The following is a 21,336-nucleotide window of genomic DNA, read 5'->3' on the forward strand; positions in this document are numbered from 1 at the left end:
ATTTTTTCCGACCTTTGTAAACTTTACACAGTATAATTTTAAATCCCCTTTTTGTACGCAATACTTGACATAGAAACTACCGGCGGGCAATTTAACGAGGAAGGAATTACCGAAATTGCCATATACAGGTATAATGGCCATGAGGTTGAGGACCAGTTTATAAGCCTTTTAAATCCTGAAAAGCCCATACAGCCCTTCGTGGTTAAGCTAACCGGCATTAGTAATGCAATGCTGCGGAGTGCCCCCAAATTTTATGAAGTGGCAAAACGTATAATTGAAATTACTGAAGGCTGCATACTGGTAGCCCATAATGCGCTATTTGATTACAGGGTTTTAAAAACAGAATTTAAAAACCTTGGATATGATTTTGAAAAGCAGACGCTTTGCACAGTAGAACTATCGCAAAAGCTGCTGCCCAACCAAAAATCCTACAGCCTTGGCAAACTTGTGCGCTCGCTTGGCATACCCATAAGCGACAGGCACCGTGCCACAGGCGACGCGCTTGCAACCGTTCAGCTTTTTAAATTATTATTGTCTAAGGACATTGAAAAAGAAATTGTAAAAAGCCTTGTAAAAACCGAACGTAAAAAAGGCATACACCCCAAGCTGTTCGACCTGCTTGAAAGCATCCCGCCAATATTGGGTTTATACTACATCTACAAAGAAAATGGCGACCTTATTTATATTGGCAAAAGCAATAATATTAAAAAAAGGCTCAACCAGCATTTTACAGGTACGTCAAGAAAATCTAAAAAAATTCAGCGCGATGCCTTTACAGTAAATTATGAGGAAACGGGGAGCGAGCTTATTGCCCTTTTAAAAGAATGCCAGGAAATTAAAACCAATAAGCCGATATACAACCGTGCCCAAAAGAAAAGCGTTTACCCCTGGTCATTATACGCTGAAAAAAATGCTGGCGGCTATATCTGCCTAAGCATACAGAAAACAGATGGCAGGAAAAAGGAAATTATTTCTTTCCCCGGGTTGACAGAAGCAAAAAGCGCTTTATTTAAAATTACCGAAAAATATAATCTTTGTCAAAAATTGACGGGGCTGGACAGCAATGCCAAAGCCCACTGCTTCCCTTATGAACTCAACACCTGCAATGGTGCATGCATTGGCAATGAAAGCCCACAGGACTACAATCTGCGTGTTACCGAGTTTATTAATAATAACAGTTTTAACCACCAAAGCATGATAATTATTGATAAAGGCAGGACTATTGAAGAACGTAGCGCGGTTCTTATTGAAAAGGGAATATATAAGGGCTATGCCTTTTTTAACCTTAATTACCAGGTAAATAAAACAGATATACTGAAAAACATCCTTATCCCGATGGAGCATAATAAAGATGTAAAGCACATAATACAAAGTTACATCCGTAAAAAGAAAGCCCTTAAAATAATAACCCTCTGAGAGTTTTAGTATCTTTGGGTAATTAACCCACTGTAATTATCCCTTATGCCGAAAGGTTTCCGCAACAAGCTGCACGAAATTATATATGAGGCTGACACGCCCGAAGGCAAACTGTTTGATGTTATACTGCTTATACTGATACTTATAAGTATTGTAGCAGTAATGCTGGAAAGCGTAGCAAGCATTAAAATTGTATATGGGGAACAGCTTGATATTATAGAGTGGGTTATTACTGCCTTTTTTACATTAGAATATATAGCGCGGATTGTTTCGGTTAAAAAGCCTGCCAGTTATATTTTCAGTTTTTATGGGATAATAGATTTCCTGGCCATGCTGCCAAAATATATTGACCTTTTATTCCCCGGGCTTGGCTTCCTCATTTCAATACGGGCACTACGCCTGCTACGGGTGTTCCGCATCCTTAAAATGATGAATTTTGTGTGGGCCTCAAACCAGTTATTACTCTCACTTAAGCGCAGCCGTATTAAAATAGCCGTATTCCTTTTTGGTGTAATAATATTATGTGTTATAATGGGCACGCTTATGTATATAGTAGAAGGCCCGCAAAGCGGCTTTAATAACATACCTATAAGTGTTTACTGGACTATTGTAACACTCACCACTGTTGGCTTTGGCGATTTAACACCGCTTACTCCGCTGGGGCAGTTTATATCCATGATAATTATGATAATGGGTTATGGTATTATTGTTGTACCTACAGGACTGGTTACAGCACAGTTTATACAGGATAAAAAAGCTTATTCCAACACACAGGTATGCCATGTGTGCAATGCAGGCAACCATAGGGATGATGCTAAATTTTGCTATAACTGCGGCTTTTCCCTAAATAAATAAAATGAATACTCCTCAAAAAAAATACCTGATAACCATAATAGGGCCAACCGCTATTGGCAAAACTGCTTTAGCAATTAAAATTGCCAATTATTTTAATTGCCCTGTGCTTTCGGCAGACAGCAGGCAGTTTTTCAAGGAAATGGCTATAGGAACAGCAGTGCCTTCGGCTGAAGAACTTGAAGCGGCACAACACTATTTTATACAGAACATAAGTATTCATGATACGTACACTGTTGGCGATTTTGAACGTGATGCCGTTAACCTGCTTAACGATATATACAAAAGCAGTGATTATGCGGTTATGGTGGGCGGTTCAGGGTTGTATATAGATGCGGTACTTAAAGGCTTTGATGATTTTCCGGATATTGCACCGGAAGTGCGTGAAGGCATTATTACCGGTTATAAGGAAGGCGGAATTGAATATCTTCAGCAGGAACTGCAAAAGCTTGATCCTGTTCATTATAAAAACGTGGCAAAAGAAAATCCGCAGCGTTTAATGCGTGCCCTGGAAGTTTGTATAGGCACGGGCAAGCCCTATTCTTCCTTTTTAAACATAAAGAAGAACAGCCGGAATTTTGTACCAATTATAATAGGCCTTGAAGCTGAAAGGGAACAAATGTACAGCCGCATAAATAAACGTGTTGATATTATGGTTAATGAGGGCCTAATAGCCGAAGCGAAGGCATTATACCCCCATAAAGATTTAAATGCACTGCAAACTGTAGGCTATAGGGAACTGTTCAGTTATTTTGATGGCGATATAACACTGGAAACAGCCCTTGAAGAAATTAAAAAAAATACACGCCGTTTTGCCAAAAGGCAAATGACATGGTTCCGGCGCAATGAGGAGGTTAAATGGTTTGATTATACTACTCCTGCTTCAACTATTATTGAATACATTAAAAACAAATTATAATGCCCATAGCTGAAAATTTCACATCTGTATACTCACAGGATTGGGAAATTAATTTCCTGCAATGCCACCCTAATGGCTATTTAAGGCAAACTGAACTTTGCAACCTCTTGCAGTTAACAGCAGGGGCGCACGCCGAACTGGGCGGCATGAGCTTTACCGATATGCAGGTTCATGACCAGGCATGGGTACTAAGCCGTATGCGGGTTGAAATTGAAGAAATGCCGAAGTGGCGTGATGTGGTAACTATTAAAACATGGATTTTAGATTTACAGGGCTCACGTTCCATACGGGCACTGGAAATGTATATAGGAAATAGGAAAGTTGCAGGCTCATTAACTTACTGGGCAGTAATTAATACCAAACTGCGTAAAGCTGAATCGCTGGCTTTGCCGCATGAACACTTTACAAAATATCCCGAAAAAATGCCTGCTGAGCAGTCTTTTAAACGGATTGATGTTGCAAGGGAAGCTTCAGTAATTGCAGAAAGAAAAGTTGTGCTTTCTGACCTTGATATTGTTTTTCATGCCAATAATGTAAAATACCTGGAATGGTGCCTTGACACTATTGATTACCGCCCTTTGCTAAAACAGCAGCTTAAAAGTTTTGACATGAATTACCTGCGGGAGCTTAAGCTGGATGATGCTGTAGAAATAAATAAGGGAAAAGAAGATAACCTGGAATATTTTACGGTTAATAAAAATGGGCAACCCTGTTTTGTGCTGGAACTGAACTGGAAATAAAAAATCCTCTTATTACTTGAAATAACCAGCCCGCACAGGTTGTTATTACAAGCAACAGAGGATAAATTATTTTCTGTCGGGTTACTATTTATTGTCTTCCGACACTTTGTTTTTAACTACAAGCCTGAAGCCTTCGCCATGAATGTTTAGTATTTCCACATCTTCATCCGGCTTAAGGTATTTCCTTAACTTGGCAATGTAAACGTCCATACTCCTTGAGGTAAAGTAATTGTCGTCCCTCCATATTTTGGTAAGGGCAAGCTCTCTCGGCATAAGGTCGTTTTCATGAAGAGCAAGCATTTTAAGCAATTCATTCTCTTTTGGAGAAAGCTTAATCGGTTCTTCTTTTTCAAAAGTAAGGAAACGTAATTTTGAGTTAAGGTGGAATTTACCAATCTGGAACTCAAATTTAGAGTTATCCGTTTTAGTTTCAGATGCTTTCCTCTGTATTATGGCTTTAATCTTCATTAAAAGCACTTCAGAGTCAAAAGGCTTGTTAAGGTAATCATCCGCACCTACTTTATAGCCTTTTAAAACATCTTCTTTCATTGATTTTGCCGTTAGGAAAATAATAGGCACTTCTTTATTTTTTTCCCTTATCTCCCTTGCAAGTGTATATCCGTCTTTATACGGCATCATAACATCAAGTATGCAAAGGTCATAATTATCTTTTTTAAATTTTTCAAACCCTTCCATACCGTTTTTGGCGAGTGTTACGTCAAAATCGTTAATCAGCAGATAATCTTTTAATACTGCTCCGAAGTTAGGATCATCTTCTACTAAAAGAATCTTTTTGTTCGCTTCTTCCATATTTTTAATTTATTAGTGGCATTTTTATTATAAAGGTACTGCCTTTCCCTTTTTCACTTTCTACATAAATGTGGCAATTATGGTCGTCAATAATCCTTTTTACATAGGCCAGGCCAAGCCCGTGCCCTTTTACATTATGGATATCGCCGGTATGCTCACGGTAAAACTTTTCAAATATACGTTTTTGTGTATTTTTAGACATGCCCAGACCTTTATCTTCAATCTTAATCAGGATAAAATCCTTTACATTTTCAGTGTAGATATCAATAACAGGCTCCTCGGGTGAATATTTAATGGCATTGTCAAGTATATTAACCAACACATTGGTAAAATGCACATCATTTAGCAATGCTGTTGTACGCTGTGCTTCAAAGTGCCGTGTCAAGGTACCATTCCTTGCCTCAATAATTAAATGAACGTGTTCTATTGCATCCTCAATAACATCATGTATATCAGCCTGGTCTTTGGTAATATCAAGTTCTTTCTTATCCAGTTTTGATATTTGCAGTACATTTTCAACCTGCGAATGCATCCTTTTATTTTCATCCCTTATCATTTGCAGGTAACGTTGTACCTTATCGGGATGCTCAAATATTTTCGGGTTTTTTATAGCATCCAGTGCCAGGTTAATAGTGGCAATGGGCGTTTTAAACTCATGCGTCATATTATTGATAAAATCAGTCTTTATTTCAGAAATCTGCTTTTGTTTTATCAACTGGTTAATGGCACTTAAATAGGCTATAATAATTATAAGCGTAAAAACTATTGAAAGCAGTGTTATGCCCAATAAAGAATTAAACAGGTAAACCTTTTTTTGAGGAAAGCTTACCAACAGCCTGTATTTTGAATAGCCTTCGTTGTCCTCATAAATAGAGTGCTGATAGGTGGCATCGGGATCCCATTTAAAATTGTCTGACCTGATTTTGGTTGCAAGCCCGTCATTATAAATACCGAATTCAAAAGGTGTGTTAACCCCGTTTTGCTTAAGCTCATTTTGCAGGAGTTTTTCAACCCACTGCTCAGATATGCGCACCTCAAGCGGGTTATTCTCCCTGTAATCTTTAAGGTAAAGCGCAAACTGGTAACGCTGCCAGGTGTCAATATCACTATTTTCATCGCTTGCAGGATTACTCTTGCCATCCTCAATTATGCTATAATTCCTCTTTAATGAGTCATTAATTTTCTTTGCAGAATTCCTGTCTTTTTCAAAGAACAAACTATAATCTTTTTGGTTTATGTTATCCGAATAAATAACACTTTCCCTTTTGCCTGGTTTTGAATTATAATAAAAGGGAAGCATTTCCTCCCTGGATGGCGGCCTGCCGGTACTGTCCTGAAATTTTGTAAACAGCTTAGACAGGTTATATTCCTCAAACTCCTGCAGTTTTCCGGCAACTTTACCTAAAATTTGCTGCACATGGAATTTAAACTGCTCGTCATTATTTTTTAATGACGAATTAACCCAGTAAAGCTGTACCAGTATAATCCCGATAAGGGATAAACTCATAAAAAATACCAGTAAGCGGAACCTAGTTTTATTCATCATCACAAAATTAACATTTTAACATTTAAAGCTTGAAAATATTAACCAAATATTAACAACAGAATGTATTTTTACCAGTCTTTCAATAATTTAAATATTTCGTCAGCTTTTTTCTTTGCATCATTAAGGTTTATATTGTTGATTATATAAGAACTTAATGCTGCTTTTTTTTGGTCGTCCCATTGGTTGTCCATACGGCTTAAAACCTCTTCCCTGGTAACATTATCGCGCTGCATAACCCGTTGTACCCTTATATCCTGCGGGGCTGTAACCAATATAATATCGTCACATTCTTTATAACTGCCGCTTTCAAATAAAATAGCAGCTTCTTTAATTACGAATTTCTCATTACTATGGTTGTCAACCCATTTTCTAAAATCCTCCCTTACTTTAGGATGAATTATACTGTTTAAAACAGAAAGCTTCTCGGGAGAATTAAATACAACTGCCGCAAGTTTTTTTCTGTCGGGCAAACCGTTAACCATAACCTCATCACCAAAAACTTCTGCAATTTCTTTTACTGTTTGCGGTTCAAGTAATATTTTTTTGGCTTCATCATCGGCAATATATACAGGAACTCCCAACGAGGCAAAATACTTTGCCATTGTAGATTTTCCGCTGCCAATTCCTCCTGTAAGGCCTATTACTCTGGTTTTCATTTTTTAAAAAATAATTTTGGAAATGCCTTTTGTGGTTTCTGCCTTAAAATGTGCACTTTAAAAAACGATTCCATATACCCTGTTCCATAGCCGTAAAACTGTATAAGTGCTGCAATAACCGAATAAAAGCCTATTACAATACTCCTGTTGCTAATAGCAGATACGCATAACAATAAAAGCAGGTACAAAGTATAAATATATATAGGAAAAGTAATATTAATTAACAATACAATAAGAGAAAACACAAGCCCAATTATAAATAACGAAGGAAATAAAAAAGTAACCTTTTTATATTCAGGATGCCATAAATCCAATATGGGCCTTGCCTTGCCAAATTTATTAACCTGCTGAAAAAACCTGTTCCAGTTTATCCTGCGTTTATGGTAAACAAAAGAATTTGGGAAAAGCCTTGTTTTAAAACCCATTTTCCATAACCTTATAGAAAGGTCAGGGTCTTCACCTGGATGAATATTGCCAAAACCTCCCGAAAGCCTGAAAGCTTCTGCCGAAAGCCCCATGTTAAAGCTTCTTGGCTGGAACTTTTCAATTTTTTCAGATTTTCCCCTTACACCTCCTGTAGTTAAGAACGAGGTCATTGTAAAATTTATAGCTTTTTGTATATCGCTAAAGCTCTTTAGGGCTGCATCCGGCCCGCCAAAACAATCTGTATAAGCTGCATTAAGGTTATCTTCTACACTTTGCAGGTAGCCGGGCGGTAAAATACAATCGGAATCCAGTATAATAAAATAATTGCCTTTTGCCTGCTGCATACCAAAATTACGTGAGTCTCCCGGGCCTGAATTTTCTTTAAAATAATAGGATACCAAAAGTTTTGCCTTATATTTTTCTGCAATATGGCTACAGGTAGTTGTTGAACCATCTTCAATAATTACAACCTCAAACTCCTTTTTATAAGTTTGTACCGACAGGCTTTCCAAAAGTTCATCAACCTCATCCGGCCTGTTATAAACAGGAACAATTACCGAGAAATACATACAGCTTATTTTTTAACAAAATTAGTTTTTTATAACACAAAAGCCACCAAAATTGGTGGCTTTTAAAAAATTATAAAACCAGTGGCTATGCCACTGGTTTTACTTAAGTTAAATTATTGTTTTTTAATAACTTTTACTGATTTAACCGCATCTCCCGCTGTAACATTGATTACATATGGCCCATCTGCAAGGGCTGACATATCAACTTTAGCTTCGGCTGCGTTTATTTTCTGATTCATTACCTGCTGGCCAAGTAAATTATATACTGCAACAGATGTAATATCAGAAGAATATGTAAGAGTTAATACATTTTTAACCGGGTTAGGATAGTAAGAGAATGAAGCAAGATCAAACTCTCCATTACCCAATACCACTTCAACAGTTACTGCAAAAGGCACTTCGCTTACACATCCGTTTAGGGTTTGTAAAGCATAGTATGTTGTACCGTTTACCAATTGGGTAAATGGATCCAAAGCACCGGTATTGCCTAAAGCATCAGCTTCAGAAGCATACCATATTACAGTAGCACCATTATCAAGAGTTACCACAAGGTCTTGTAAAGTAGCATCTTCAGCAGCACTTACAGTTACTATCTGATTAGCATTACCTGAAACCTCACCAAGGTCGATTACTGATAACGTTACCTGTGCATCTATAGAACATGAAGCACTGTTTGTAACTGTAGCTGTATAAATCCCGTCGGATGTTGGCCTTACATAAACACTTGCCATGTCTTCACCATTATAAGGTACAGTACCCGCAGCATCAGTATAAAGGTTTGTCATTGGCGACCAAACTACTTCCTGAACCAAATCGTAGCTGAACACGATATTTGGCCTTATGTCAGAGTAATCAAGATAGCCTTCATCATCCAGGTAAGCTTCATCAAGGGCATCAAGAGTGGCTACGCCCGCAGGTGTTTCGCCATCTATAGCCGCAAAGCGCACACTGGTATAGCTGGTTTGGGTAGCCCTTGTAGTTGTACCTGAACCATTTCCACTATTACCTTGGTTATGTATAACTTCAACAATAATGTTTCCGCCATTCCATGTAAAAGGAGTATCAAGTGTGAAAGAAACCAAGCCTGTAGTCCCATCAGGAGTATAGCTTTGATTGTAAACTGTAGTAAACGTAGAGTTATCAACAAATGAGCTTTCCATATCTTCTACAGTTGTTTGGCCAATCCTAATGTGCATATCATTTAATGCATTTGCTACCGAAGCATCAAAATCAAATGACAGTGCACTTATAACCGAGCCTGAAACCATTCCCTGTGCAGTAAGCTCATCAGCCTTATAAAGCATCTGGGTTTTTAAACCTCCGTAATAAGCACTGAACGGATTAGGGAATGAAGTTGTTCCCGGCACTTCTGTACCGTTACCTATAGCAGCATCTCCAGATACACTTGCTCCTGTAGCAGTAAGCATTTGTACTTCGCCCGCACATACCTGAGGGTTATTAGGAGTGATTGTAACAGCTCCCGGAAGGTCATTAACCGTAACCTGAACTTCAGTTTCTACCACACAGCCTGATACAGAGTTGGTTGCTGTTAAAGTATAAATAGTTGAAGTGGTAGGATTAAACGTCCATCCGATAGTATCATCTCCTGAAACGCCAAGTGAAGGCGACCAGCTGAAAGTATCGTAATCAGAAGCACCTGATGCAATAGCTATCGGGTCTGAAATGCTTCCATTGCACACATTAACATCAATATTGCTTAAAGTAAATTCAGCAGGCTGTGTTACTGTAAATGTCTCGGTTGTAGTTACAGTACCTCCCGTTGTAGTAACAGTTACAGTACCTGAAACTCCTGCAGGCACAACTGCAACTATTTCAGTGGCAGTATTACTTACAATCTCTTCAATTTCAGTACCACCGATGCTCAGTTCCGCATTTAGCAGTTCGGTACCTGTAATGGTAATTTCACCAGAAGCCGCGCAATAAGTATCAGGAGTAAATGATGTTATAACCGGAGTACCTGCTATAAATACTGATAAAGTATAATCTTCAAAAGACCCGTAAGTATCAGAATAACATGGCGAATCAGGTCCGTCATCATTATCTGTACCACCAATCCTTAAGCGGTAGTCTCCGGCAGGAGCATTGGCAGGAATCATAAAGCTTCCTGAAAGTACAGTAGGCTCATCGCTTTCTGAAAGTTCATCAAATACAATTTCGCTTTCTTCCAATACAAGGTTCTGGTTCCAGTCTACCCATATTTTTGTACCGTAAGTATAGCCTGTATTATAAGTTATGGCAAAATTAACGGTTGAACCGGCTGCAGCTGCTGTTGAAAGGCTTGAATAATCAGCGTAGTTACCATCTTCAGCATCAGTGGCATTGTCAATACTGCCCATAGCTACATTTATTATACCATCTCCGTCAACACTTGTTGGAGCAGGGGTACAATAACCTGTAAAGAAATCAACCGGGCCTAACCATTCACTGCTATCAGAACTGCTGCATACGCTTCTTACCCACACGTAATAGGCCGTATCCGGAGTTAAACCTGAAATATCTGCTGTTGTTACACCTGCGCCGACTGTACCCGAAGGTGTTGCCATTGCATCCGGTGTTGTCATATCCTCACTGTAGTAATACTCATACCCTTCTGCCGGTGCACTTGCAGATGCTGACCAAGATAATGTACCTTCTTCCTGCGATGACAACATCATTTCCAGATTTGAAGGTGTTAAGCAGGTTGGCACATTTCTCACTTTTACATTGTCTAACAATATATCATTGTAAAAAGCATTTCCTGTTGAGGCTGCAGTTTTATCTACAATAAACCTAATCATTACAGAACCGTTATATCCGGCTAAAGATACCTCAATAGTTCTCCAGCTATCATCGCTGGTATTATTGGTATAAACATTATTCCATGTAGTCCCGTCATAAACCTCAACGTTAAATATGTTATTTGGATATGTGCCTTCATTATTGCTAAACATATCAAATACAAGCTGAGGATCAGTTAATGTGCTTATATCTATTAATGGAGAAGTAAGTGTTACGTCACTAATATTAGAAGGATCAGAACCATCTACCCAGGCAAAAGTTCCATTTGGCCTTATGTTGCCTTCAGCATAGTCAACACTTCCATCAAATTTCCATAAGCCAGTACCTGTTGGATTTGAAGATGTGTTACTCCAGCAATCAGGCAGGGCTGCACTACTAAACTCTTCAAGGAATGGGCTAGTATAGGCAAAGCAAGGTGTCCTGAAAGTACGTACTTCAGTCCAAGCGCTATAGTCGCCGTTTCCACAGTTACTTCTTACCCATACGTAGTAAGTTGCATTGTCTGATAACATTTCCATATTGTAACTTGTTCCTGTTGGAACAGCATTACCTACAACAAATTCATCTGGTGCTGCATTATTTTGAGAATAATATACCTCATAACCTTCTGTAGGGGCTGATGCCGAAGCATTCCAAACAAGTTGTGCTGAATCAGGCATTATGTTTTGTACCATTACATTTGTAGGCTCTACACATGTAGGGGCTTCGTCTACTGATATATTATCCAATAATATATCATTATAGTAAGAGTTACCATCGCCGGCAGGTGTTTTATCTACAACAAACCTTATTTGTACCGTTTGGCCTACATAGTCGCCAAGTACTACTTTTACAGTCCTCCAGTCTGCACCATCTGCATTGTTTGTATAAACATTTGCCCACGTAGTACCATCATATACATCAACCTTAAATATATTATTGGCATAAGTACCTTGATTATCACTATAAAAATCAAATGTAAGCTGTGGAATAGTTAAAGTACTTAAATCAATCAGCGGAGTAACAAGTGATACATCATTTATAGTTGGTGTAGAACCGTCAACCCACGCGAATGTACCATCAGGACGCGTATTGCCCGGTGCATATTCAACACTGCCTGTAAACTTCCATAAACCATTTCCTGTAGGATTTGATGACGTGTTTACCCAGCACAAAGGTATAGTACCTGCATCAAGTGCTTCCGAGAACGGCGCAGGGAATGCAAGGCATTTTGTAGTAAATGAAGCTGTGTTTGTCCAAACGCTGTAATCGCCATTACCGCAATTACTCCTCACCCATACATAATAAGCAGTATTATCAAATAACTCATCTATAGTAACAGAAGTTCCGGAAGTAACAGGCACACCTGTAATAAACTCATCCGGTGTGGCATCGTTCATAGAAATATAATATTCATATCCTTCTGCCGGGGCAGGATCCGGTGCTGTCCAGCTTACAGTAACATCAGTTGCAGTTATACCACTTAGTGTTACATCTAAAGGCTTAAAGCAAGACGGCGACACATCAATAATTATATCATCAATTATAAGGACATTTTGGTTTGCATCTGAATAAGCGTTAAAACCAAAATAATAAACACCTGTTGTTTGCGGTGTAAAATCAACAAAATCCTCATGTACATCCTCATCATCTATATTGTCATAATCAGCAAGTACATTTACCATGGCTCCGGCATCAGGCTGTGTACCATAGGCAATTTTAAGTTTTTCAGTATATCCTGCAGAAACGTACTTATATTCAACCCTGTAAGATATGCCTGCCGTTAAATTAAGGCCCCTTGTATAAAACCAGGTATTTGCATCATAGTCTGAATCATAAACATAAATCAAAGCCTGTGTTTCAAAACCATAAGCATCAGGTATATCTACAATCCAGTCGTTAGCCTGGCCAAGGTTTTGACTTGTAGTACAGTTAGGCAATCCAGGAATTGTTGCTGTTTCAAAATTCATTACATAGGGTAAAGATTCGGGCACACAAGGTGTTGAAAATCTAAATGCAGGAGTCCATGCGCTAACATCATTACTACCGCAATTACTCCTTAACCATAAATAATAAGTTGTATTGGAAAACAGCGATTCCAGGCTTAAGGTTGTGCCTGAAGCTATAACATCTGTAGGCATAGTCATAGCAGTAGGTGCTGTGCTGTCTTCTGATAGGTAATACTCATATCCTGATGCAGGAATAGTACTTGGCGCCATCCAGCTTATCTCTGCTGAGTCAATAGCTAAAGATGTTGCCTGAACATTCTCCGGCCTAAAGCAGGTTGGCGGGGCTCCCTGTGTAATATTTATATCATCAAAATAATAATATATATCGCTAAAACCCTGAGCTACCGCAGCAAATCTTAAATAAAAACTTGTAGTAACAGGCGGGAAAAAGGAAACAGACATAGGAGTACAGCTGGCTGACTCAGTATAATTACTATCATCTATAGTTTGAAGTGTAGTCCACGGCCCCGAAGCAGATGAGGCCCATTGAACTTCAATAGTAATAGCAGAAGGAAAAGCAGGTTCTGCCAAATCATAATAATCAACAGCTTTGTAACTGTAATTAACAGTTAATTCGCCTCCATTAGAAGCTCCCATATCGGGTGATACAATGTTATCACCTAAACCATAATACAGGTTGGCCCTTATTGCGCCATTCCCTGAGCAAGGCTGTGCTGTTGTATTTGAAAAATATTCATCTTCAGAAACCCAGCCTCCCATACCTGCGACATCCCAGCCCTGGGAATAATTAATTTGTGCATTAGCAACATGCCCTATCAAAAAAATAAAGAGACATGAAAAATAGCAACACCATCGCGTGACTTTTTCGGTATTGAAAAAGCCATTAAACTTTGTAGTTTTTTTCATTGAAAATATGTTTAGAATTAGTAGTTAATAAATTTATAAAAAAAACCACATTTAATATAGTTTTTAAGTTAAAAAAAACTTAAAACAATATTTTTATTAATTATTCATGCATAATAAATGAAGATTAAAGCCTGATTTTACTATTAATATTAAATATCGACATAAAAAAAACCGCCCTTTTAAAGGGCGGTTTTAAAACAATATTTAAAAACAGACTACTGCTTTTTAATAACTTTTACGGTTTTAACTGCATTTCCTGCAGCAACCTTAACAAGGTAAGCACCATCAGCAAGAGAAGACATATCTACTTTTACATCTGTTGCATTTACCTTTTGTGTCATTACTTCCTGACCTAACAGGTTGTAAACTGAAACTGAAGAAATATCAGAAGAGTAAGTTAAGTTCAAAATATTCTGAACAGGGTTTGGATAGTAGCTGAATGCTGCTATATCAAATCCTTTGCTTCCTAATACTACTGTTACAGTTACAGGAACCGGGTTATCATTAGTACAGTTGCCTACTGTTTGCATTGCATAGTAAGTATTTCCGCTGATAAGCTGTGTACCGGCATCAAGTGCGCCAGTTCCGCCGTTAGCATCTTCTTCACTAGCATACCACGCTACAGTTCCTGTTGCAGTAATTTCTATATCCTCAATTGTAGCATCATCAGCAGAATCAACATTAATTGTTTGGATAGCATTCGCTACAGGATCAGCAACAACATTAATAGTTACTATAAAGCTGTTATCTACTGAACAAGTACCAGACGCTGCATATACATAAATTGTCTGTGTAGTTGTAATTTCATCACCGGCTTCAAGCATTGTTCCATTTCCTCCGGCTTCAGTATAATAACTACCGGCTGTTAAAGCAGGTAATGTATAAACATTACAAGCAGAAACATCAGCAGGGTTATCAGCAGTTACTGTAATTATATCAACAAGAACCGGAGTCCTGTCTATACTTTCGCATCCATCAACTGTTTGAGAAGCAAAGTAAGTTATACCGTCAACAAGAGCGGCAGCTCCATCAAGCGCAACGCCTCCTGTAGCATTAGCATACCATGCTATGTTGCTTCCTGTAGCTTCAAGGTCGGCCACAGTTGAACCTGCACAAAGCTCCTGGTTAGAAGCAGTTGGAGCTGCAATAGCATTTACAGTAAGCACTCCGTTTACATTTGTAGTACCATCCCAGGCACCACCATTAAAGCCACCATAGTAATAATCACCATTTAGGTATTGGAAACGGCTTGCATAGTAATAAGTACCTGCATCAAGTCCTGAAATTGAATATGTGTACTCATCATTATTACCTACCTGAACATTGAAGGTTGCTAATTGCCAGTCTGACTCATCCCATGTTGAAGGGTCTGTATCAGCATCAGAAACACCAATCCATGCAGTTATAGCTTCGCCAGCACCGGCATCTTCTGTAACACCAGCTTTATATACCTGGGCATAAACATCTAAATCTTCACAGGTAGTGATTGTTCCTGTAGCAGGGAACTGAAGATTAGCCCAGCCAATATTACAATCAACAAAGTTAACCTCAACAGTTTCTGTAACCAAACAACCTGCATCGCTTGTTGCTGTTACAGTGTAGGTTGAACTTGCAGCTGAATCCGACTTAACATAAACAACAGCGGAATTTTCCCCTGCATAAGGCACAGTAGCAGCTTCATCAGAATACAAACCAGCAACCGGAGACCAAACAACATCAGCAGGCGCCAATCCTGTACCTATAAGTTTAATGTTAAACCTTTTATTAGAGGTTGATCCTGTAGTGGCTGCAAGGTCGCTGCGGTTGTACAAAACAGTATTACCACTTGTTTCTGTATAATAAGTTTCAGAGTTATTAGTAGAATTAGCACCTGTCATCCTTACAGCTACAACGATGTTAGAAACACCATCCCACTCAAACGGAGTAGTAAATTGTACTGTATTCCATCCAATAGCATGATTGTAAGTTACAGGCCCATATACAGTTGTAAATGAACTTTCATCTAAATAAGTAGTGCCAGTAAAGGTATCATTAGATGTTGTTCCTATTTTAATAGTATAGGCACCCACGTTAGTTCCACTTCCTAAAGAGGTTATATTATAAGCTATAGAAGTTATGTCACCGGCTGATAATCCGGCAGCAGTAAGTTCTGCAGCAGTATATATAGTCTGGCTCTTAAGGCTCGACCACCTATTATTAAATGCTGTAAGCACTTCTGTAAGCCCTGTTTTGGTTGTAGCATCACCTATGGTTACTTCCTGACCCGCTACAGGTACTTCGCCTCCAGAAACGGTAAGGCTTTCCACAGCATTTATACATACATCACCTTCTGCTGAATTTGTAATAACTATAGCAGTAGGCAGCGGATTAATAGTAACATTAACCGTTACAGGATCAGCATCACACATTGCTCCTGCTGATTGCGAAGCATTAAGTGTATATACAGTTGATACAGTTGGGTTAAATGTCCATCCGTTAGCTGCATCACCACTAACGCCTTCGCTTGGCGACCAAACAAAAGTATCGTAATCAGATGCGCCTGTTGCAATAGTAACAGCTGTTGTTGTTTCACCTTCACACACCGCAGCAGGATCTGCGCTTAAAGTAAGTTCCGGTGCATCACTAATTGTTGCTGTAACAGGAATCCTTAAACTTGTACATGCTTCAGTTATACTCCAGTTATAGAAATAGTAGTATGAACCTGATGTACCTAATATATATCCACTTGTAATGGTACCTGCTGAACCTATAGGGTAAGGATATGAAGCACTGTATTGGCGTATCATGCTAGGACCAGACATTGCAGCTATTCTATAATTAGTTCCTGCAGGAATTTGCCAGCCTAGCTGTATGGTATGCAGTACAGGTGCAGAAGTGGTTCCACCAGCAGGCAACGCTATATCAGCCGATTGCAACTCTGCTCCGGCATTGTTGAATAACTTTACTACCAATGTTCCCGCAGTACCACTGTTTAAATATACATCAACTGTGTTAAGTGTAAATTCACTGGTTACATCAAACAATAAACCATAATTACTTGGTGTAGTACCTCCGTCTGTAGTTGGAGCATCAATCCTCGCGGCACCTGTAGTTACTGATTCATTACCAGATGCCATAACATAATATGTAGTGGTTTCCGATATTTCAGGTGTTGTAAATGTTTCACCAGTTGCTAATGGAAGCCCTCCTGTTTGAGCAGCAAACCATTTCAGGGTACCACCATCGTTAGAAGTAGCACTTAATTCCACTGTACCGGGACCACATTTTTCACCATCAACAGCTGATACCTCAGGAGCGTCACATCTTGTACTTACAGTAACCGGGCCAGTCCATGCACTATTTAAACCAGAACCGCAATTAGCCCTAACCCAGATGAAATACTCTGTACTTGGGAATAAATCCTCAACTGTAGCGTTTAAAACTCCGGCAAGAACGGTACCCTGCCCTGCTGTTCCTACAGTTGGAGGAGTACTATCTGTACTTGCATAATATTCATAACCATCTGCTGGTGCAGATAATGAAGCATCCCATGAAATTTCAGCAGTATCTTCACCTATAGTACCTGCAACCAGGTTAGTTGGCTCAATACATGCAGGTGTTTCCCTTACACGGAAATTATCAATATAAAATCTTAAATCAGGAGTATTTGATGCACTGTGTGCATAAAACCCGATTTTAACAACCCCAGTATAACCTGTTAGCGGCACTATTTCGCTAACGCCACCTGCAGGAATATTGCTGTTGTCATAAGTTTTTATAACATTAGCAGGTCCCCATGTAGCACCACCATCTGTAGAAACTACAACTTTTACAAACTTTTCGTTCATATCAGCAACAGTTGTGCTTCCAGACCATGGAATAACTGAAGCTGAATACTCAAGCTGATAGTCTGTACCGGCAGTTAACTCCATAGCAGGTGAAACAATCCACTGGTCTTTATTACCATAAAGTTCAATTCGCACAGCCTTACCATTATCTCCCGCTGCATTATTATAGTTTTCACTTACCCAGCTTGATGTACCAATAGTTAGGTTAATAGGGTTATTTTGCATTACGCCATTAGCTTCCCTCCAGCATATTGAACCGGCATCAGGCATAGCGCCTGCAAAGTCAGTAAAATCATTAGTATATTCTGGCATGTAAGGAATTTCACAGTCAGTCCTTAATGAACCTCCGCTTACCCATACACTGCTTTCATTACCACAATTACTGCGTATCCAGTAATAATAAACACTGTCTTCATTTAATCCGGGTACTACAGCAGAGTTACCAGATGCAACATTACCTGTAGGTATTGTAAATGCATCAGGGGCAGTATTATCAGGAGCTACATAAAAATCATATCCATCTGACGGAACGTTATTTGGCTCAGTCCAATGAATAGTAGTATTGCCAGGAGTAGCTACAACATATGGGCTTGTTGGTGCAATACAGTTAACTACAGTAATATTTACATTATCTATAGCACCGGCAGGCTGAACACCTCCGCCACCATCATTTCTCCATTCAAAAACCAAACGTATGGTTTGCCCTGCATAAGCTGCAGCTGGAGCAATAATATCTGATGTTACAAAACCTGTTGAAAGGTTAAAGTTACCATTAGCTATGGTTGCTGTTCCTAGCTGAACGCCGCCATTAGAGTTAGCGGCAGTTAATTGCGTACCCGGTGTAGGGACAAAATCAGATGGTACAGCCCATACACGTATATAGTCATATGTGCTTTCTCCACCTGCCTGCCAGTCAAATGTTATTTTAGCTTCTTCAATGTTTGTAGGAAGCTCAACATCCCTGTAAGCAAAAGTTACTGAATTTGTACCTCTTGTATATTCGTTATTAGAACCATCTGCAGTGTTTGATATGTAAATAGCATTAAAGCCTCCATTATTAACCGTTGGCCCTATAAACCATTTATTTGGCTGGCTACCGTTAACAAATGTCCAGTTAAGGCCACCCTCAAAATCATCTGAGTATGGAAGTGTAGCAGGTACTTGCTTTGTAGTAAATACTGCCGGAACTGAATTCCATAAACTAACATCGCCGGCACCACAGTTAGCCCTTACCCATACACGGTAGGTTGTGTTAGGGAACAGAGAAGATAAACTTACCGAAGTTCCAGATACATTATCAGTAGGTGTAGTAAACTCATTCGGAGCTATATTATCTTCGGCAACATAATAATCATATCCTCCGGAAGGGTTACTAGTTGAAGCTGTCCAAGAAATATCTGCAGCCTCGCTTGTAACATTAGCAACAGTTAAAGCTCCTTCAACCTCTAAACATGTAGGTGCCTCATTAACATTAACGTTATCCAGTAATATATCATTATAAAAAGCATTGCCTGAAGGCGCAGCTGTTTTATCTACAACAAATCTTACACGTATGGTTTCACCAATATAATCAGGCAGTGTTATCTTAATAGTACGCCATTGGGTACTGCTGGTATTATTTGTGTAAACATTTGTCCAAGTTCCTCCAACAGCCTGTACATCAACCTTAAAAATATTATTCGGATAAGTACCTGTATTATTACTATACATATCAAATGTTAAGTATGGAAGGGTAAGTTCACTTACATCAATCATTGGTGAAATTAATGTAACATCACTAATATTTGACGGGTCTGAACCGTCAACCCATGCATAAGTACCTGCGCTTCTTGTATTACCTACAGCATATCCAGCCTCGCCGGTAAACTTCCATAAACCATTTGCCACAGTATTAGAGGAAGTATTTGTCCAGCAAGCTGACGGTATAGCACCGCTATCAAGGCTTTCTGTAAAAGGCGCATCAAATGCAGTACATGGTGTTGTAAAAGTTAATGGTCCAACCCATTCACTGGTTTCTCCTGAACCACAATTCGCCCTCACCCATACATAGTATGTAGTGTTTGAAAAAATTGAAGTAAGGTCTAAGGTTGTACCTGTTGGTACATTATCGGTTGGAGATGAAAAATCATCCGGCTCAGTATTATCTTCTGAAATGATATAATCATATCCTGAGGCAGGGTTGCTGGTTGAAGCTGTCCATTGAACAGTAGCAGAATCTGCCATAAGGTTTGAAACTGATAACGCCGAAGGCTCAAGGCACGATGGCGATTCATCAAGAGAAATATCATCAACATAAAGCGAGCCCCTGTCAGCAATTGAATAAGCATTAAAGCCTATGTAATAAATACCGGTGGTTGCCGGTGTAAAATCAACTACGCTTTCAATAGGGGCAGTACTATTTGTAATATTAGGATGGTCTGCTAAAACCTGAGTCATTGCAGTAGCAAGCCTCTCAGTGCCTACGGCTACTTTAAGCCTTTCAACATAAGTTGTACCTCCACTGTTTCCATATTTGTATTTTAACCTGTAAGTAACTCCACCGGTCAAACTTACACCCTGTGTATAAAACCAGGCATTAGCAGCATTACTGGAATTATATAAATATCTTAGTACAGTGCTATTAAATCCATTAGTTGTTGTATTAGTAGCCCAGTTGTTTCCCGAACCGGCATTTTGTATTGCAGTACAGGCAGGAATAGCCGGTGTGGTTACACTTTGAAAATCTTCTTCATAAGGCACAGTTGTTGGATCACATTGCGTTGTATATGATAATGGCCCGGCCCATGAACTTGAATCTGAAGCACCACATTTACCTCTTACCCAAAAATAATATTGAGTATTAGACATAAGTGAACCCACGGTAACAGATGTGCCTGAAGCAACATTGCCTGTAGGCGTTGTACCTGCTGTGGGAGGTGTATTAGTATCTGACTGATAATAATCGTATCCGTTAGCAGGAGCACTTGGAGATGCAGTCCAACTAATTGTAGCATTACTTGTTGTTAATGCCGTTGTTTGCAATGCACTTGGCGGCAGGCATGATGCTACTGCCCCTTCAAACCTCAATCTTGCTAAAGTAGATGTTCTTGTGCCTGAAGGTGGTGAAGCAGGATCTGCATTCGTACCATCACTATAGGTATACAGCCCTGTGTTAGTTGCACCTGTATATGAGCCAAAGTTAAACAAGCTTGTAAAATTCGGGGCGTTTTCATCAACTGCCACCACGAGGTTGTCTACACCATTATAATTAAAAGGTGTAGTAAACGTAATTTCCATCCACGAATCTGATACAAAGTTAACGGTGCCGGTAAAAACCTGCGTTAAATCTCCGACAGCAACCCAATCTGAAGTTGATGAAAAGCTTGTTTTGGTAGTATGCCCCAAATAAACTGTCCAGTTATTTATTAAGGCAACATTAGTAGTAGCCGGCATAGTACCAACATAATAGCTTATTTTAGTAATGTTACCAGCTACACCACCAGAGGCAGCATAACTTGATGCGGATACCAATTGCTGGGAATAGGTATAACCAAAATTTGACCTTATAGGTATATTGTTGGAAGAAACCGTAGAGCCGCTCCCAATACCTATAGTACCAACCTGAGCAAAAGAAGATTGCCCAATAAGCAAGAAAAGCAAACAACCCGTGACATAAAGCCAGCGTTGCCAGACCTCCCGTACTTTTAGTAAAGTAGATTTTTTCATAAAAACAATAATTTGATTAAAAGTTAATAAAACTATAAATTTTTTACGACATACAGAGGGAGATATCAAATTTTAATAATAAATAAAATTACAACTTAAACAGAATAAAAAATTCATTAATTATTCAATTCATATTTTAAATAATCAATATAAATGCAAAAAAAATAAATATACCTCTTTAAGTACTGAAATTTAATATGTTAAATTTATCGCATA

Annotated in this window: 10 protein-coding genes; 4 read left to right on the forward strand and 6 right to left on the reverse strand. The window is 38.9% G+C overall.

Annotation, left to right across the window (positions count from 1 at the left end):
* Positions 1-51 precede the first annotated feature (51 nt).
* From GSF09_RS12705 to GSF09_RS12720, 4 genes are read left to right on the forward strand one after another with little or no spacing between them, the layout of a single operon-like run.
* Complete coding sequence (locus GSF09_RS12705) at positions 52-1,416, forward strand: exonuclease domain-containing protein (protein WP_159802061.1); 1,365 nt, start codon at positions 52-54, stop codon at positions 1,414-1,416.
* A gap of 45 nt (positions 1,417-1,461) precedes the next feature.
* Positions 1,462-2,271: an ion transporter gene (locus tag GSF09_RS12710; protein WP_159802063.1), complete on the forward strand. Its 810-nt coding sequence runs from the start codon at positions 1,462-1,464 to the stop codon at positions 2,269-2,271.
* 1 nt (position 2,272) lies between these two features.
* Positions 2,273-3,187: a tRNA (adenosine(37)-N6)-dimethylallyltransferase MiaA gene (miaA, locus tag GSF09_RS12715; RefSeq protein WP_159802065.1), complete on the forward strand. Its 915-nt coding sequence runs from the start codon at positions 2,273-2,275 to the stop codon at positions 3,185-3,187.
* Positions 3,187-3,927, forward strand: a complete 741-nt coding sequence (locus tag GSF09_RS12720) for an acyl-[acyl-carrier-protein] thioesterase (protein WP_159802067.1) — start codon at positions 3,187-3,189, stop codon at positions 3,925-3,927. Before miaA ends, GSF09_RS12720 begins: the two co-directional genes overlap by 1 nt.
* 84 nt (positions 3,928-4,011) lie before the next feature.
* Here GSF09_RS12720 and GSF09_RS12725 read toward each other — a convergent pair whose 3' ends face one another.
* The 6 genes from GSF09_RS12725 to GSF09_RS12750 form a co-directional block, all read right to left on the reverse strand.
* On the reverse strand, positions 4,012-4,737 hold the full coding sequence (locus GSF09_RS12725) for a response regulator transcription factor (RefSeq protein WP_159802069.1): 726 nt from the start codon (positions 4,735-4,737) through the stop codon (positions 4,012-4,014).
* Positions 4,738-4,741: 4 nt separating this feature from the next.
* Positions 4,742-6,280, reverse strand: coding sequence for a sensor histidine kinase KdpD (locus GSF09_RS12730; protein ID WP_159802368.1), 1,539 nt, complete (start codon positions 6,278-6,280; stop codon positions 4,742-4,744).
* Positions 6,281-6,351: 71 nt separating this feature from the next.
* The gene (gene coaE / locus GSF09_RS12735) at positions 6,352-6,939 is read right to left on the reverse strand and encodes a dephospho-CoA kinase (protein ID WP_159802071.1); all 588 of its coding nucleotides are present in this window, start codon (positions 6,937-6,939) and stop codon (positions 6,352-6,354) included.
* Positions 6,936-7,934 (reverse strand): glycosyltransferase family 2 protein, encoded by a 999-nt coding sequence (locus GSF09_RS12740; protein ID WP_159802073.1) that lies wholly within the window; start codon positions 7,932-7,934, stop codon positions 6,936-6,938. The genes coaE and GSF09_RS12740 overlap by 4 nt, the downstream gene beginning before the upstream one ends.
* Positions 7,935-8,047: 113 nt before the next feature.
* Positions 8,048-13,588 carry a fibronectin type III domain-containing protein gene (locus tag GSF09_RS12745; RefSeq protein WP_159802075.1) on the reverse strand — a complete coding sequence of 1,847 codons (5,541 nt, stop codon included), beginning with the start codon at positions 13,586-13,588 and terminating at the stop codon, positions 8,048-8,050.
* A gap of 215 nt (positions 13,589-13,803) precedes the next feature.
* Positions 13,804-21,120 carry a fibronectin type III domain-containing protein gene (locus tag GSF09_RS12750; protein WP_159802077.1) on the reverse strand — a complete coding sequence of 2,439 codons (7,317 nt, stop codon included), beginning with the start codon at positions 21,118-21,120 and terminating at the stop codon, positions 13,804-13,806.
* Positions 21,121-21,336 lie beyond the last annotated feature (216 nt).

It is taken from the genome of Flavobacterium sp. MK4S-17 (genome assembly GCF_009848495.1).
Taxonomy (GTDB): Bacteria; Bacteroidota; Bacteroidia; order Flavobacteriales; family Flavobacteriaceae; genus Flavobacterium.